17 protein-coding genes are annotated in these 16,702 nt (G+C 46.2%); 12 read left to right on the top strand and 5 right to left on the bottom strand.

All coding sequences use genetic code 11. The annotated features are described in order from the left end of the window. Together Q9R25_RS13485 and Q9R25_RS13480 are read left to right on the top strand one after the other, a co-directional pair. Positions 1-675 carry a response regulator transcription factor gene (locus tag Q9R25_RS13485; protein ID WP_074034753.1) on the top strand — a complete coding sequence of 225 codons (675 nt, stop codon included), beginning with the start codon at positions 1-3 and terminating at the stop codon, positions 673-675. Then, entirely contained in the window at positions 672-1,970 is a 1,299-nt protein-coding gene (locus tag Q9R25_RS13480) for a HAMP domain-containing sensor histidine kinase (RefSeq protein WP_074034752.1), read from the top strand. The genes Q9R25_RS13485 and Q9R25_RS13480 overlap by 4 nt, the downstream gene beginning before the upstream one ends. 11 nt (positions 1,971-1,981) lie before the next feature. On the opposite strand, the gene Q9R25_RS13475 is transcribed toward Q9R25_RS13480, so the two are convergent. Beyond that, positions 1,982-2,590 (bottom strand): TetR/AcrR family transcriptional regulator, encoded by a 609-nt coding sequence (locus Q9R25_RS13475; protein WP_084543010.1) that lies wholly within the window; start codon positions 2,588-2,590, stop codon positions 1,982-1,984. A 171-nt stretch (positions 2,591-2,761) separates the two neighbouring features. Here Q9R25_RS13475 and Q9R25_RS13470 point away from each other — a divergent pair, with 171 nt between their 5' ends. After that, complete coding sequence (locus Q9R25_RS13470; protein WP_015880653.1) at positions 2,762-3,490, top strand: ABC transporter ATP-binding protein; 729 nt, start codon at positions 2,762-2,764, stop codon at positions 3,488-3,490. Next, a complete protein-coding gene (locus Q9R25_RS13465; RefSeq protein WP_311283270.1) occupies positions 3,483-4,496 on the top strand; it encodes an ABC transporter permease in 1,014 nt (337 codons plus the stop codon). The genes Q9R25_RS13470 and Q9R25_RS13465 overlap by 8 nt, the downstream gene beginning before the upstream one ends. 1 nt (position 4,497) lies before the next feature. On the opposite strand, the gene Q9R25_RS13460 is transcribed toward Q9R25_RS13465, so the two are convergent. Next, a complete protein-coding gene (locus Q9R25_RS13460) occupies positions 4,498-4,971 on the bottom strand; it encodes a DedA family protein (protein WP_074034750.1) in 474 nt (157 codons plus the stop codon). A 171-nt stretch (positions 4,972-5,142) separates the two neighbouring features. On the opposite strand from Q9R25_RS13460, the gene Q9R25_RS13455 reads away from it, so the two are divergent. Continuing rightward, positions 5,143-5,835: a response regulator transcription factor gene (locus Q9R25_RS13455; protein WP_015880656.1), complete on the top strand. Its 693-nt coding sequence runs from the start codon at positions 5,143-5,145 to the stop codon at positions 5,833-5,835. Then, a complete protein-coding gene (locus tag Q9R25_RS13450) occupies positions 5,832-6,902 on the top strand; it encodes a HAMP domain-containing sensor histidine kinase (RefSeq protein ID WP_074034748.1) in 1,071 nt (356 codons plus the stop codon). The genes Q9R25_RS13455 and Q9R25_RS13450 overlap by 4 nt, the downstream gene beginning before the upstream one ends. Here the strand turns inward: Q9R25_RS13450 and Q9R25_RS13445 are convergent. From Q9R25_RS13445 to Q9R25_RS13435, 3 genes are all read right to left on the bottom strand, one after another. Next, the gene (locus Q9R25_RS13445) at positions 6,868-7,428 is read right to left on the bottom strand and encodes a GNAT family N-acetyltransferase (protein ID WP_311283268.1); all 561 of its coding nucleotides are present in this window, start codon (positions 7,426-7,428) and stop codon (positions 6,868-6,870) included. The two genes, Q9R25_RS13450 and Q9R25_RS13445, sit on opposite strands and share 35 nt — an antisense overlap. Positions 7,429-7,589: 161 nt before the next feature. Next, positions 7,590-8,213: a glucosaminidase domain-containing protein gene (locus Q9R25_RS13440; RefSeq protein WP_244150650.1), complete on the bottom strand. Its 624-nt coding sequence runs from the start codon at positions 8,211-8,213 to the stop codon at positions 7,590-7,592. Between the two features lie 145 nt (positions 8,214-8,358). Next, entirely contained in the window at positions 8,359-9,855 is a 1,497-nt protein-coding gene (locus Q9R25_RS13435) for an MDR family MFS transporter (protein ID WP_214818743.1), read from the bottom strand. A gap of 164 nt (positions 9,856-10,019) precedes the next feature. On the opposite strand from Q9R25_RS13435, the gene Q9R25_RS13430 reads away from it, so the two are divergent. From Q9R25_RS13430 to Q9R25_RS13405, 6 genes are all read left to right on the top strand, one after another. After that, the gene (locus tag Q9R25_RS13430) at positions 10,020-10,892 is read left to right on the top strand and encodes a TetR/AcrR family transcriptional regulator (protein ID WP_074034740.1); all 873 of its coding nucleotides are present in this window, start codon (positions 10,020-10,022) and stop codon (positions 10,890-10,892) included. A gap of 142 nt (positions 10,893-11,034) precedes the next feature. Next, positions 11,035-12,111, top strand: a complete 1,077-nt coding sequence (locus Q9R25_RS13425) for a hypothetical protein (RefSeq protein ID WP_311283267.1) — start codon at positions 11,035-11,037, stop codon at positions 12,109-12,111. Between the two features lie 166 nt (positions 12,112-12,277). After that, entirely contained in the window at positions 12,278-13,291 is a 1,014-nt protein-coding gene (locus tag Q9R25_RS13420) for a LacI family DNA-binding transcriptional regulator (protein WP_074034739.1), read from the top strand. 202 nt (positions 13,292-13,493) lie between these two features. After that, positions 13,494-14,795, top strand: a complete 1,302-nt coding sequence (locus Q9R25_RS13415; protein ID WP_074034738.1) for an ABC transporter substrate-binding protein — start codon at positions 13,494-13,496, stop codon at positions 14,793-14,795. A gap of 58 nt (positions 14,796-14,853) precedes the next feature. Beyond that, the gene (locus Q9R25_RS13410) at positions 14,854-15,753 is read left to right on the top strand and encodes a carbohydrate ABC transporter permease (RefSeq protein WP_015880663.1); all 900 of its coding nucleotides are present in this window, start codon (positions 14,854-14,856) and stop codon (positions 15,751-15,753) included. Positions 15,754-15,756: 3 nt separating this feature from the next. Continuing rightward, positions 15,757-16,686, top strand: a complete 930-nt coding sequence (locus Q9R25_RS13405) for a carbohydrate ABC transporter permease (RefSeq protein WP_214685726.1) — start codon at positions 15,757-15,759, stop codon at positions 16,684-16,686. The last annotated feature ends 16 nt before the right edge of the window (positions 16,687-16,702 follow it).

Raw genomic sequence — 16,702 nt, 5'->3', positions numbered from 1 at the left:
ATGGTCACCATTTTACTCGCAGAAGATGATGAGGCGCTCGGCGGTTTATTAGTCGATTATTTGACGGTGGCCGGTTATCGTGTCCTTCATGCAAAAGATGGAGAAGAAGCACTCGATTGGCTCGACCGTGAGCCAATCGATTTGCTCATTACCGACGTGATGATGCCACGGTTGGATGGACGTGAACTGACGGGACAATTACGTGACGCCGGGTATACGCTCCCGGTGCTTATGCTGACGGTCCTCGATGCGATGAATGACAAAAAGAGAGGGTTTCATGCCGGAGCGGATGACTATGTCGTGAAACCGATCGATCTCGAAGAACTCGAATTACGAATTGAGGCATTGTTACGACGAGCGCGCATTCATCACAGTCATCAGATTCAGTTGAACGACTGCGTACTCGATGAGACGACGATGACGTTAGAAACGACTTCTGAGACGATCGAACTCCCTCGCAAAGAGTTTGAACTCCTCTATTTTTTGGCGACGCATTTGAATCAAGTCTTCACCCGGCAACAACTGTTAGACCGGATTTGGGGATATGAGACGGAGAGTGAGACCCGAACGGTCGACGTCCATATTAATCGACTGCGTGCGCGTCTTAAGCCGATTGATGCATTTCAGATCAGTACGGTGTGGGGACTCGGTTATCGATTGGAGCTGAAAAGATGAAACGATTTATTAGTACCATCTACGGACGATTTTTAATGATTTTCTTCGGACTCTTGTTGATTCCAATCCTCTTGACGTTCACGATTTTTTTGACCTTTCAGTTCAATGCACTGAAGACACAAGTCGAAGAAATGTTGGTAGACCGGGCCGACAGCATGCAGATGGCCTCACAAGATTACGGTCTAGCGTCTGATGCGGTCTTGGACCTCTTTGATGACGCGACACTGAATGCCCAGACGATGCGTTATGACCGTGCGGAATGGAGCGTTTCGGAACGAGCGACATTAGAACGGGGTGAAGTGCTGTCACAGACGGACCGTCTTCCACAAGTCGCTTTTTTACTCGACGAGACCGTGGTCACGTTGTCTCCGAACGCAGACGAGAATCCGATTTCAATCTTCCGTGACGTGTCGTTACAGACCTTGTTCCTGACAGCACTCATTTCAAGTGTTCTCATTCTATTCGCAGTTCGACTGATGACACGACGCATCGACCGTGTCACGGATGCCGTCAACCGTGTGACCGCTGGAGACCTATCGGTGCGGATTCATGACGTAGCAACAGATGAGATTGGAATGCTCGCGAAGCAGTTCAATCAGATGACCGAGACGCTTGAAACGAATGAAACGAAGAATGAGGAATTGGCATCCGTTATGGCACATGAATTTAAGACGCCGGTCGCTTCGATTTTAGGGTATGCCACGTTGTTGAAACGGGGAGGACCTTTTGAAAAACAAAGTGAATATGTCACGAAGATTGAGCGTGAAGGGAAACGACTATCGCGCTTGTCACAAGACGTGCTCCGGCTGGCGAAATTAGACCACACGATTGTCGGTCTACATGCGACGGAACTGTCTCTCAGTGAGCAGATCCGGGAGGCAATCTTATCCTTAGATTCAGAGATGACACGCAAACGAATGAACCTAGATTTGACTATGGACGAAGTCGTGATGAAGGGTGATGCTACACTTCTTCAGCAAGTTTGGATCAATCTACTTCAAAATGCTGTCGAATATGCATATGAAGAAAGTACACTGCATCTTCTGGTGGAAGAGGATGCGACGCACATCACGTGTGAGATTCGAGACGAGGGAGAAGGCATGACACCTGAACAAGTGGACCGGGCGTTCGAACGCTTTTATCAGGCCGACACATCTCGTCATCGCAACGGTTCAGGACTAGGGCTAGCCATCGCTCGTCAAATCGTACAGTTACATGGTGGAGAGATTACATTATCGAGTGAGAAACAGATTGGGACAACGGCGAAGGTCGTCTTTCCAAAGGAGGACAGGTAAAGCACCTGTCCTTATTTTCGTAGATTCACACCGCCGGCAACGAGCGGTCCTTCATAGGTGATCGTATAGATAATCCGGGCGATGTCTTCCGCTGTCTCTTCCGAAGACGGATTGTTTAACCACTCATAGATGACGCCCATGTGAGCTGAAGATAAATAGGCGACGAGATATGGAGGCGGGACCATCATCTTGTCCGGATCAAACAAGGTTACCGGGGAGCGCTGAAACAAGGCAGCCTGCATAAATTTTCGAAGTTTTGCCTGGAACGTCGGATCTCCATTTGGTCCGAGGAGCGGCTTCATGATGATTTGATTGTCTTCGATGAAGCGGATGAACGGGACGAGATAATGATACGAGTTATCAGTTCGCTCGTCTCCAAAGATGTGCGGGAGATGATGAATCAACTTCCGTTCAGCCTCTTCAAAGATCTCGTCGACGCATTTCTCCATCAACTCGAACTTATCCACATAGTGACTATAAAAGGTTCCCCGATTAATACCGGCCCGTTCAGTCAATTGCTTGACGGTGACGGCTTCAAATCCCTGTTCTTCAATGAGACTAAAGAAGGCATCTTTGATCAGCTTCTTCGTTCGGATGACGCGTAAGTCAGTTTGTTCCATATTATTTCTCCTTTTCCTCAACACATTCATTGCATCTGTCGGAAAACCGACACGATGACCGATATTGACGATTGTTGCCACCGTGAACGGGGTCTATACTGAACATATAAACCAACACGGTGTCGATTATCTTGAGTATACACGAGGAGGCGCCGAAAAGGAGTGACAGAAATGAACATTCAACTGCAACACGTCGACAAGTCGTTCGGTGACCAGCTCGCCATCGACAACATCGACTTCACCATCCCATCCGGAGAGATTTGCTGTTTGCTCGGACCCTCTGGATCGGGGAAGACAACCCTCATCCGACTCATGATCGGCGCCCTCGCACCGGACAAAGGAAGTGTCCACATCGGCGAAACGAAGATGCCAAACATGGACATGCTCCAACAAATCGGATTTATGCCGCAGAACGATGGCTTGTACGAAGACTTGTCGGCCGAAGCGAACCTCGCCTTCTTCGGGTCGATTTATAAGTTAGGGAAAAAGGCGCTCCAAGAACGCATCACCGAAGTGCTCAACCTTGTCGATTTAACGAACGACCGGAATAAGCTCGTCCGCAATTTTTCAGGCGGGATGAAGAAACGCCTGTCCTTGGCTATCGCCATTTTGCATAAGCCAGACGTGTTGTTTCTTGATGAACCGACGGTCGGAATTGATCCGATCTTACGTCGTCAAATCTGGGATCAGTTTCAGGTGATTCGGAGAGAAGGGACGACCATCATCGTCTCGACGCACGTCATGGATGAAGTGCTCGAATGTGATCGAGCCGCGCTCGTCTATAATGGACGGTTGATCGCCTATGACCATGTGCAAGATTTGCTCGACCAGACCGAGAACGGTCGCGTCGAAGAACTGTTCTTGATTGCTGGGAAAGAGGAGGTGGGTGACCATGCGTAACTTAGCAAAGCGTGTCATCTTTCAGACGTTGAATGATAAACGAAGCGTCGCCTTGATTTTGATTGCGCCACTTCTCATTTTGACACTCGTCTACTTCTTACTTGGGGACTCGGATTATGTGCCGACTGTCGTCCTGGCCGACAGTGCACCCGAACAGCTCGTCGATGCGTTCGAAGACGAAACGCTCGAAGTGGAACAGGCATCGTTCGATGATCCAACAGTATATATCGAAGACAATGAACATGTCGATGCCGTGTTTGAAATGAATCAAGAAGGAACGACCATCACGTTACGCGAACCTTCGACGAAGTCGTCGAAGGCGGTTGGTGAGATTCAAGATGCGTTGACGACGCTCAATCCCGCAGCCGAGATCGATACGTCATTCGTCTACGGGAAAGAAGGACAGTCGACGTTCGATTCGTTCGGGTTTGTCTTCCTATCCCTCTTCTCGTTCTTCTTCGTGTTCATCCTATCGGCGATGGCACTCGTCAAAGAACGGAGTGGCGGTACGCTCGAACGACTGTTGATGACTCCGATCAAGCGAGGGCAAGTCATTTTAGGATATACACTCGGGTACGGGACGTTTGCGGTCGTCCAGTCGATTTTCATCGTGCTCTATTCGATTTATGTGCTAGGTCTGTCTTCGCTCGGGAATATGGCGTGGGTCATGTTGACGATGCTACTCATGGCGGGTACGGCGGTGCTCTTCGGGGCGACCATCTCGGTGTTTGCCCGATCGGAACTACAAGTCGTACAGATGATTCCGTTCACTATCATCCCGCAAGTGTTCTTCTCGGGACTCATCCCGCTCGACTTGATTCCATACGGACTCGGGAACTTGAGTTACGTCATGCCAATCTTCTACGGAGCGACAGCAATCAAGGAAGTCATGGTGTACGGAAGTGGCTTTTCAGGCATCTGGATGTATTTACTCGGTCTGATTCTTTATGCAGGTGTCTTATATCTCTTAAACATGCGAGCGCTCGGGAAATACAGAGGACACTAAGTTAAAAGGACAACACCCAGTCTTGAAACTGTTGAAACGCCGGGATTTTATTGGCCAGTCCGATGACGAGAAACCAAGCACCGGTATAGAAGAAAGCAGAGATGGTCGTATAGAACGCATACGTACGAAGTTTGAGCGATGTGAACCCGGCGATGTAATGGAGCGGGTGCCGAAGGCCGGGAATAAAATAAGAAATCATAATGGTGCGTGCCCCGTATGTTTGATAGAGCGCCTCGGCTTTTTTAAGATAACGAGATTCGCGTTGTCGCACGGGTAGGATACGATGAAGCCCTTTCCCGATTAAATAGAACCAGCCGAACGTGAGCGTGAAGAGAATCCAGGTGGAGACAAATAAAAGCCAACTTGGGACAAAATCATCCGCGACCGTCAGATGGGTGATCATTAAGACGTCGTCAGATAATGGGGTAAACATGATGCCGATGGCGAGCATGGCATAATGTATGATCATTTCCATAATAAATTCACTCCTTACCTTGTCTAGTATTCACTCGCAAGCGTAAGGAGTTTTTAGTATTCTCTTAAGAAATCTTAAGAAGTTGGAAAGGAAGTGCCGTTACTGAGTTTGTTACACTCATTAATAGAGGAAATGAATGTAGTTTACTAGTGAAAAACGAGGAGGAAAGAGATGCGTTCACAACCCGTCATCTGTATCGCTGACGACGATGAAGCGATTCGAGAATTACTTGCTATCTATTTAAAAAATGAAGGATATGCACTCCGATTTGCGAAAAATGGACAAGAAGTGCTCGACCTCGCGTCGACCGAAACGATCGATTTGCTCATTCTAGATTTGATGATGCCTGTCATGGGTGGGATTGAAGCTTGTATTGAGATTCGAAAGACGCAGTTTATGCCGATTTTGATGCTCACAGCCAAAACGAGCGACTTGGATTTGATGCAAGGCATTTCCGTTGGAGCGGACGATTACATCAAAAAACCGTTTAACCCACTTGAAGTGACGCTACGTGTCAAATCGTTACTCAGACGGTATCGTGATTATGGGTCAGATCGAGCAGACCTCACGAGTACACTCGTTTTTGAAAATGTGACACTTGATTTACAGACGCGACAATGTCGAAAGGATGAGATGTTGATTCGACTTACACCGAAAGAGTTTGATATTCTCGCCTATTTTATGCGTCATCCAAATCAAGTCCTAACAGTCGAACAGATTTACGAGGCGGTGTGGGGTGAGGCAGCATTTGAGGTCGACAACACAGTGATGGTCCACATCACAAAAATCCGAGAAAAGTTAGAAGACACACCACGAAAACCGACCATTATCAAGACGGTGTGGGGCGTGGGGTATCGATTATGAGACGGAGACAATGGGATCGCTTGCTAGTGAAGTTGATTGGTATCATTTTAGTCAATGCATTGATTGCGACGATTGCTTTTTTAATCATGGGCTATTCAATCAGTTTATACTACATTGAGAACGAAACAACACCAGATCCGCTGACGTCCAATCTTATGTTTTTAGGGGTGACGTTCATTGTTATTTTGATCTTTATTATTGGATTTTCACTGATGATGCGGAAAACACTTCGAAAAATCACGTATTTATCGAGTGAGATTGAACAGATTGCAAACGGTGACCTCGGTCGAACTGTCAAAGTGGAAGGTCGAGACGAAATCGCGTCGCTTGGAGAGAGTGTGAATCGGATGTCAGCTCAATTAAGTGAATTATTTGAGAAGGAACGGGCGCATGAAGAAGAACGGAACCAACTATTCTCCAACCTGTCGCACGATTTGCGGACACCGCTCACGAGCATCAAAGGCTATACGCAACTCCTGCAAATGAATCGGGAACTGACGCTTGCAGAAAAAGATCATTTTCGTATTCTAAATGAAAAAACGGATCAGCTTGAACATTTGCTAGATCAGCTGATGAACGTAAACCGACTCTATGCCCCACATATGCAACTAAAGAAACAGAGACTCAACCTGAGTCTATTGACGACGCAACTTATCCACGAGATGGAGCCGTTGTTTAATGAGCGAGGTCTTCATTTACAGACTTCAATCAGACCAGATATATGGATGGAAGCGGATCAAGAACAGCTCATTCGCGCTTTTGAGAACCTTTTATCGAACGCATGGAAATATGCGGAGCAACCGAGTCCGATTCACATTGATCTCCAGACCAGGGAGGATATGCTTGAGTGGTCCATCTCGAATGCGACAACGACTGAAACGATTGAGTCCATTCCTCATCTGTTTGATCGCACATATCGTGTCGATTCCTCGAGAGGGGTCACGCCAGGTGATGGGTTGGGTCTATCGATTGCCCGCCAAATCATTTTATTGCATGGTGGACGGTTGACGGCCGCACCGCTAGAGGGTCAGGTTATTTGTTTTCGGGTATCGTTACCGATGGAATGAGATATCCCATTAAGATTGTATCGAAGTGCTGTCCATCAATAAGCTTATCGTCCCGTAATCGGCCCTCGACTTCGAAGCCGTAGCGCTCATAGAGTGCTATGGCTTTTTTATTTGTTTCAATGACACTTAAAGTGACTTTATGAAGGCCTTCCGTTCGCGCCCAATCGAGAACATATCGTAAAATAGCTGAACCTAAACCGAGTCCCCAATGCGCTTGCAGAATTCCAACTCCAAATTCGACAGTGTGGGATTTTCGAGCGAGCACACTACCTTCGCAGCGGGCAAACCCGACAATTTCCCCATCGACTTCTGCTATAAGAAATAGTCGATTCATGGTATTCAAATCAGAATCGATTAGAAATTGAATGGCCTCCTCACTCAATACACCTTCTCCAGGTTCGCGGTCTAAATAGTCCGTCTCTTGATCGATTTGCAGACGAATGAAAGCGAGGGATTTCGCGTCGTCTTGTGAGGCTTGACGAATGGTACAGTGTTGTTCGTTTCGTATGTATGAAATAGGGTTCATGATATCCTCCTTTGTAATATCGGTCATAAAAAAAGCACTCGGACCATTGTCCGAAATGCTCATTAGCGTTTGAGTAACAACATCACGCCGGTCACGAATAATGCGATTCCGCTCGCGAGTCTAACTTGTTTGCACGTCACGTTCTTTCACCCCTACATTTCTTATCTGTTTGCTTTAGCGACACGTTTTGGTATTTTCGACATTTCTTGATAAATCGAAAGAATCTCGGTCCCGTAATTTCCTTTCGGCTGCATGGCCCACTTTTGGTGAAGAGATGGCCACGTCGTTGCAGAGCCTCGCTTGACGAGATGGAAGCGTGGGTCGACTTGTTTCGTATTCAGTGCATCGTGTGAGGCGTATGCCTTTAGATGCTGAACTTGAGCAGTCACGCCTTGATGCGGTGAACGGAAATAGTGACCTTTTACGCCATTCCCAGTCGTCCCGATTCCGGAATAGTTATGTTGTTCAGGGAGTACATCGCCACCATATCGAAAGTAGCCTGTCTCTTTCAGTGCTTGAGCGAACGCGACATCCCCACGAACACCTTCCTTAGCGCCGATGATGACGAAGAGGTTCGCCAAGTCTTCGACCGACGTTTGTACTAGCCGGACATCACGAGGATTCTTCTTTTTTACGTAATCCGCCATTTGTTGCGGAGTCAAAGCCGATACTCCCATAATAGCACGATTCTGCTTCTTCGGGGCCGCCTCAACGATTGATCCAGTCGAGAGAAAAGAAGATGTGATCAGAAGAAATACAATCATCAAGCTAAACACTTTTTTCATCATATGTACCCTCCTAAACGAATCATATCCATTGAGAAATAATACCATATTAGGATTAAATTTTAATTTCAGATTTATTTATGAAGGAAATGAGAAATTAAAAAAAGCCGCTCTGAATTCAACATTCAAAGCGGCTTCTCAACATTTAATTTGCTTGTTTCAATTCTTCAACAGTCTCTACTTGATCATCGAACTTCCGCACATCCACTCGTTTTACGAAGAACGCAAGGACGAGCGCCAAGAGGTTCATCCCAAGTGCGACATAAAATGAATATTGAATCCCAGATAAGAGGGCTTGCTGAGTGATGGCACCCATCGAACTCTCTGTGAGTGTCGCAGGATCGACTCCTGTCATCAATGATTCAGCCTCCGTACGTGTCACCGAGTTCATGATGGTGACGAGGACTGCCGTACCAATCGCGCCAGATACTTGTTGGGCCGTGTTGTTGATGGCCGTTCCGTGTGGATTGAGGCGAGTCGGTAACTGGTTAAGTCCATTAGTCATAATCGGCATCATAACCATCGACATCCCAAACATACGCAACGTGTACGTTAAGACGATGTACGTGTAGGTCGAATCGAGTTGGACGTTTGCGAGCATATATGTTGATACCGCGGTGATTGTCAGACCGGTAAGTGCCAATAATTTTGGCCCGAATCGGTCAAACAGTTTACCCGTGATCGGTGACATGATTCCCATGATGATCGCACCAGGGAGAAGCATGAGCCCTGAATCGAGTGGTGAGATGCCACGTACGCTTTGGACGTAAGCCGGTGTCAAAATCATACCGGAGAACATTGCGACCGCGTTGACCATCGCAATGACTGACGCGAGTGCGAACATCGGATGTTTGTAAGCACGCAAGTCGAGCAATGGTTTTTCCATATGAAGCTGGCGGTAGATGAAGGCGATCAACGAAATGGCACCGACAATCATCGTCGCCAAGACGATTGGATTATCCCAGCCGTCCGAACTTGCTGAACTGACACCGTATAAAATCCCACCAAATCCGAGTGTCGATAAGACGAGTGACAAGTAGTCGAGAGATTGGTCTTTATTTTGGACCATGACGTTCTCTGCTTTCCAAACAGCGAGCGCGAGACCGATGATCGCGAGCGGTAAAATCATTTCGAATAAGACGCGCCAGTCATAGTACTCGACGATATAACCGGAAAGTGTCGGTCCAATCGCAGGTGCCGAGATCATGACAAGTCCGAAAATCCCCATCGCCATTCCCCGTTTTTCACGCGGGAAGCTGACGAGCATGACGTTCATTAAGAGTGGTCCCATTGTTGAGGCACCGATGGCTTGAATCATTCGACCGCTCAACAACCAGCCGAAGTTCGGCGAGAAGGCCGCGATAGCCGTACCGATGGCGAAGATGCTCATCGAAGTAATGAACAAGCTTCGGTTTGAAAAACGAGTGATTAAATAGGCGGATGCCGGAACGAGCACCCCCGTCACGAGCATAAAGCCGGTCGCGAGCCATTGAACGGTCGAGTAGTCTGCAATTTCGAGATCGACCATGATCGATGGGAGCGCGACGTTCAGTAATGAGTTGTTTAAAAATGCGATGAATGCACCCGCAAAGAGCACCGCCAACATGACGTAAGGCGGTTTCTTTTGGAATTCTGGTTTCATATGGATGGCTCCTTTATTTTCTAAATAGTTATGTGTTTGTAAGTGTCGATGAAATGATTTTATACCCGTTGTATAAATAAAGCAACCATTTTGTACTATTAGTCTAAAAAGGTTTTCGGTGCTATAGTAAAGGTACAAACTAGACAGAACGGAGTTACGAAAATATGAAAGAGAAAAAGAGAAAAGTTGCCGATATTGCCATGTCTCTCTTCATCGAAAATGGGGTACAGCACACATCGGTGCAAGAGATCATCGACCGCGCTAATATCTCCAAAGGGACGTTTTATAATTACTTCTCATCGAAGACGGATTGTGTCGCTAGTATCCTCGAGAACTTACGATATGATGCAGGGCAACGCCGAATCGAAATGCAGATGGGGCGGGATAAGCGAGATCGTGACGTCTTCATCGAACAGATTTCGATATTGATTCAATTGAACGAAGAGCGGAACTTGCACGCGTTATTTGAATCGATCATGTCGTCGAACGAGAATGAATTGAAGAAGCTTGTACTCCAACATCGCATTTATGAAATCGAGTGGATTGCGATGCGTTTGACGGAAATCATCGGAGAGTCCGTCAGACCGTATTCGATGGAATTGACAGTGCTCTTCAACGGAATGTTGCAACATATCTTGTTTACGAACCGCATCACGAATGCTGCCTACTCTCCTCAAAAAGTCGTCCGAAGCTTATACACGTATGTCGAATTGATTGCCGCTCGGATGATGGAGACAGGAGAGCACGTCTTGAACCCGGTCACGGTCGATCAAATGCGTGGGACGACAGATAAACATCTCATAACAATCGAAGAATTGATCGAGATGGCTGCTCGCATCGAAGAGCATGTCGACATGACGGAAGAACAGCGAGATTTGTTCGATGCGATTTCGTTCGAACTTAAACAAGAGCGTCTCCGGAAAATCGTGTTAGAGCAATTGTTAAAGCCATTCCAACGGCTATTTAAAGGCGTGACAGGCGAGACAGAAGTACAAAAGTTCACGAATCTCGTGTGGTTGTATACGCGGACACATTAAAAATCATCCAATATTTCTGGATGGTTTTTTATTTTTCGATATAAAAGATAGAACAATTGTAGGTTCGTATGGGAAATATGGGTAATAATTAGTGATGGATAATGTTGAAGATGAAAGCGATTGAAGATGGGAGGAATTGAATATGCTAGAAAGTGTGATTGCATTTACTGCAATCGCTCTACTAATAGGTGGAGCGGCATATGGTCTCTATTCTGTATTTCGTTATTTTATCAAAAAGGATATCACTTCATTCCCTATCATATTAGGGGGCTCGATTTTTCTCGCAGGTGTTTGGTTGATCTTCATACTCGGAATTCTTGAAACAAATAATCAAGAAGCGGCTACTGATTTTGAAGAAGAGAGCACAGTAGCAGTTACAGAGGACGAGAGTGAACCTGAACCGGTAATTGAAGAAGAGGTCGAAGAAGTTCAAGAACCTTCTGTGGAAGAGTTTTTACAAGACGTTCAGCCTGAGGAACCAATATCGAACTATAAGGAGTACATGGAATTTTATGAATTACAAATTAACCGAGGATATACTGCTTATGGTCTAGAGTTTGATGAAGTCACAATCGAGAATCGAAACATAATCGTGGTATACGACGCAGACTCAATTATCGAAGTAGGTGTGAATAAAGATTTAGATCAAGTAAAAAATGATCATGTCAAAAAGATTCAAGAAGATTTAACGACAACAATAGAGGGTTCATCAGATATGGGAACTGATGCAATTCAGCTTGAAAGAGGGTTTGCTGTTGTAGCCAGTACTTACAATGGTTCAAGTAATTTTGCAGTGACACTTCAAAATGATCAAGGGGAAATGATTGATTTACTAGTGAATGAAATAGGAAACTATTCAGGAAAGAGTTTTGTTTGGATTGAGGATGCAGGGGATTATTACTTAAATATAAATGGCAATCAAGGTAATTGGACAATTAATGTTATGCAATATCGACCTCTTGAAATAGAAAATCTACCAGGTGCTATAAAAGGAAAAGGTGACGATGTAGTCTTTTTTGAAATTGATAAAGGGTCTTATCAAATTTCGTTTTCGCATAATGGGGATTCTAATTTTGCAGTGAACGTCAACAAGGTTGATTTGTTAGTGAATGAAATAGGGAGTTATGAAGGGTCTCAACGCTACTCCTTTGAAGAGTCTAATGTATATGTGTTTGTCGTAACGGCAGATGGAGACTGGACCATCAATGTTAAGGAATAATATAGCTTGTACACAGGTATGACAAAATTCTTCCCTTTACAGTAATATAGAAGAAACAAGGAATGGAAAAAAGAATCAAAAAGTTTCCTCGAAAAAGAATTGATTCCTACAAATCCATACGCTACAATCAAATTACCGAAAGCGCTTTCGGGAAGAGGAGAATGACATGGGTACGATTTATGATTTAGCCAAAAAAACAGGATTCTCAATCACGACAGTGTCTAAAGCGTTGAACAATTATAAAGACGTGAGTGACAAGACGAGAGCGAAGATTCTTCAAGCCGCTGCTGAGATGGACTACTTGCCGAACGCACATGCCCAGTCGTTATCGACGAAAAAATCATGGGCGATTGGGGTCATGTTCTCAGAGGCGAATGAAGTCGGGATGAAGCACCCGTTCTTTAACGGAATCATCGAAAGTTTTCGTCACGCGACAGAGGAGCAGGGCTACGATTTGATTTTCGCCTCGCGGAATCTGCGCAATCGTGACATGAGTTACCTCGAACATTTTAAACACCGTGCGGTCGACGGCATCGTCGTCATCTGTTCGGACCGAATGGATGAGCAAGTTCAAGAGCTCATGCGAAGCGACATCCCGATCGTCGTCGTGGATATGGACAGCGCTAACTGTAGCGTCGTCTATTCCGACAACATCGAAGGAGCTCGTCTCGCCGTGAATTATCTCTATGAACTCGGTCACCGGAAAATTGCCCACATCGCTGGGGATGAGACGATTGACGCTGGAGCGGCACGGATCAAGGGATATGAACTTGCGATGCAAGAGCTGGACCTTCCGATTCGACCGGACTACCTCGTCAACGCCGGTTTCTTCTCGGTTGAGGAAGGCAAGCAAGCGATGGAACGATTGCTTGAACTAGACGATCAACCGACTGCAGTCTTTGTGGCCGGGGATCAAATGGCAATCGGTGTCATAGAAGCCATTCACGAGCACGGTCTTCATGTCCCAAATGACATCTCTGTCATCGGATATGATGACATTGAAATGATTCAATACATCACGCCGAAACTGACCACGATTCGCCAAGATACGGACGAAATCGGAGAAGCGGCAGCAGAACTTTTACTTGAACAAATGACCGCGAAAGAGCGACTCACTGAACGTCGCGTCATTCCGGTACGCTTAGTCGAACGGGCATCCTGTGCACCGGTCAAACAGTGATTTATAGCCAATGATGTTTCGAAGTCGCTCTCTTTTCTTCAGTGGATGGAGAGGGGAGCGCGATTTCGAAAGTCATTTTTGAAAGAAATCGAAACCGCTTTCGATATTTTATTTCGATCACAACGAAAGCGCTTTCGATGATTTTAAACCTCTTTTTGCAAGCGCTTTCTACTATTACTTATAAAAAGGATGGGAACAACACATGCGTAAATTAGTCAGCTTACTTACACTCGGAGCACTTTCAGTTGGCGTCTTGAGCGGTTGCTCAGACAGCGAAGGCGGAGCTTCTGAATCAAAAGATGACGTCTTAAAAGTTTGGTCATTTACGGACGAATTAAAAGAACCAATTAAAACATATGAAGAGAAGAACGGTGTCAAAGTTGAATTGACTATCGTCCCGATCGCGGACTATCCAACGAAATTGAAGCCAGCACTTGAGAGTGGCGTCGGCGCACCGGACGTCTTCACGGGAGAAATCGCATTCCTTAAACAATGGGTTGATGCAGGTTATTGGGAAAACCTTTCGGACGAGCCATACAGTGTCGATGAAATCGCAGACAACTACGTCCCGTACGTGTTTGACCTCGGGAAAGATAAAGATGGAAACGTTCGCGCTCTTTCATGGCAAACGACACCAGGTGGCGTTTACTACAAACGTAGCTTAGCAAAAGAAGTACTTGGTACAGACGACCCGACTGAAATCGGTGAAATGATGAGCTCGATGGACGGTGTCTTCGAAGTTGCTGAGAAGATGAAACAAAAAGGATACAAGATGTTCCCAGACGAAGGTGCGATCCGTTGGTTCTCACAAGGAGCAAACCCAGAAGCGTGGGTCAACGATAAAAACGAACTCGTCTTGACAGAAGATAAGATCAACTACATGGACTATGCGAAAGAACTTCGTGAGAAGCAATATACTGCGCTCGCACCAGAATGGTCACCATCATGGTTCGAAGGAATGGATAAGCCAATCAAAGTGAAAGAGAACGGAAAAGAGACAGAGACACAAGTCTTCTCATACGTCCTCCCAACATGGGGTCTCCACTCTGTATTAAAAGAGAACGCGAAAAAGTCTGCAGGTGACTGGGCTGTCACAAGCGGACCAAGCCCATACTTCTGGGGCGGTACATGGCTCGGAGTCTATGAAGGATCGAAAAACAAAGAAGCCGCTTACGACTTCGTAAAACTCATGACACAGGATGAAGAATTCTTGACAGAGTGGGCACAAGAGACAGGCGATGTACTTGCGTTCAACCCGGTCACAGACAAGATCAAAGACGACTTCAGCGATGAGTTCCTCGGCGGACAAAACAACTATGAGTTCTTCCTCGATGAAGCAGATGAAATCACACCAGGTATCGTCACGAAATACGACCAACAGCTCGATACACTTTATGGTGCATCTGTCCTTCAGTATGTAGAAGGGAAAAAGTCAAAAGAAGAAGCGATTGAAGAGTTCAAAAAACAAGCGAAGAACGCTTACCCAGACATCGTTGTAGACTGACGATGACCAACACGAGGGGGGAGCTCCCCCCTCGGTTCTTATGGAAGGAGAAATACACGTGAAAAAACTAGATCGTTACGGCTATCTGTTCATCGCCCCGTTCTGGGTCGTCTTCTTGACATTCAGCATCTATCCGGTCCTCTTAACGCTTTATTATAGCTTCACGAACTATACGGGGAGCCCGGGTGAAGAGGTCGTCGGGTTTGCGAACTACACACGGTTGTTGACGGATACGTACTTTATCGAGGCGTTTTTCAACACCATCAAAATTTGGGGAATTAACTTCGTCTTGCAGATTGGATTGGCGCTTCTCTTGGCACTCATCTTCTCTGATCTTCGTTTGAAGTTAAAAGGACTCTCGTTCTTCCGCTCGTTCTTCTATCTTCCAAACTTGATCACAATCAGCTCGGTCGCGCTCTTGTTCGGTATTTTGCTCGACTGGCAGCACGGTTCACTCAACATGGTGTTGATGAAAATCGGCTTGATTTCGGATCCAATCAACTGGTTGGCAGAACCGGTGACGGCACAGTTATCCGTTTCACTCATTTTGACATGGATGTGGTTCGGTCACTCCTTCATCATCGTCATGGCGGGTGTATCAGGAATCTCGACAGATTACTTCGAAGCCGCTCACATCGACGGTGCAAACCGTTGGCAGATGTTTACGAAAGTGACATTGCCGCTCTTAAAACCAATTCTTCTCTACATCATGATCACATCACTCATCGGTGGACTTCAATTGTTCGACCTTCCGATGTTGATCACCGATGGAATCGGTTCACCAGACGGTTCATTGAACACGATGGTGCTTTACTTGTACAACCAAGCCTTCAAGTACAACAACTATGGCTATGCGTCAGCGGTCGCTTACGGCCTATTCTTGATCACGCTGATCTTCTCGGCGGTCGTCTTCAAGGGTATGTTCCGCAAAGAGCGCGCGACACAGAAGGGGGCGTAAGCAATGGAACAAAATGCGGAATCACGGCGAATGCTTCCAGATAGCGAAGCGCAGCCGAAACGGAAAGAGGAGCGTCCGCTTAAAGTAGCGCCGCCTTCTAAGAAAACAACGAATAAGCGATTCGCACGAGGTTTGATTTATACAGGGCTCATCCTTCTCGCGATCATCTGTTTCATTCCGTTCTTGATGATGATTGTCAACGCGACACGGACGAATGGAGAAATTATGGCTGGGTTCTCACTTCTTCCGGGGACGGCGCTCGCAGACAACTATGCGACGCTCAGCGAATACATTAACATTTGGAACGGCTTCAAGAACAGCTTGATCATCTCTGTATCGGTGACGGTCTTGTCTGGTTACTTCTCAGCCCTAACGGCTTACGGCTTTACGTTCTATAACTTTAGAGGGAAAAATGCGATGTTCATCTTCATGCTTGTCATGATGATGGTGCCAGCGCAACTCGGACTCATTGGATTCTATGAGATCTCAAAAACGCTCGGTATTTTGGACACGTTCATTCCATTGATTGTCCCAGCGATTGCAACACCGTTCACCGTCTTCTTCATCCGTCAATATACGCAAGCGACACTTCACATCAGTTTGATTGAAGCGGCACGGATTGACGGTGCGAGCGAGCTACGTATTTTCCACACAATTGCACTTCCAATGATGATGCCAGCGATTGCAACGATGTCGATTTTTACGTTCATCGGCTCATGGAACAACTACTTGATGCCACTTGTCCTCTTGTTCTCGCCTGAGAAATACACGTTGCCTGTTTTGATGGGCTTCTTGAAAGGATCACAAGTCGCAGAGAACCTTGGCTCGCTTTACCTGGGCATCGCGATCTCGGTCGTACCGATCATGATTGCCTTCTTGTTCCTCTCGAAGTACATCGTCAGCAGTATTTCGGCAGGTGCTGTCAAAGAATAAATATAGAGAAAAGAGG

Source organism: Exiguobacterium sp. BG5(2022) (assembly GCF_031844365.1).
Taxonomy (GTDB): domain Bacteria; phylum Bacillota; class Bacilli; order Exiguobacteriales; family Exiguobacteriaceae; genus Exiguobacterium; species Exiguobacterium profundum.
Note: the sequence above shows the minus strand (reverse complement) of the source record. Positions and strands in the feature narration are given on the sequence as shown.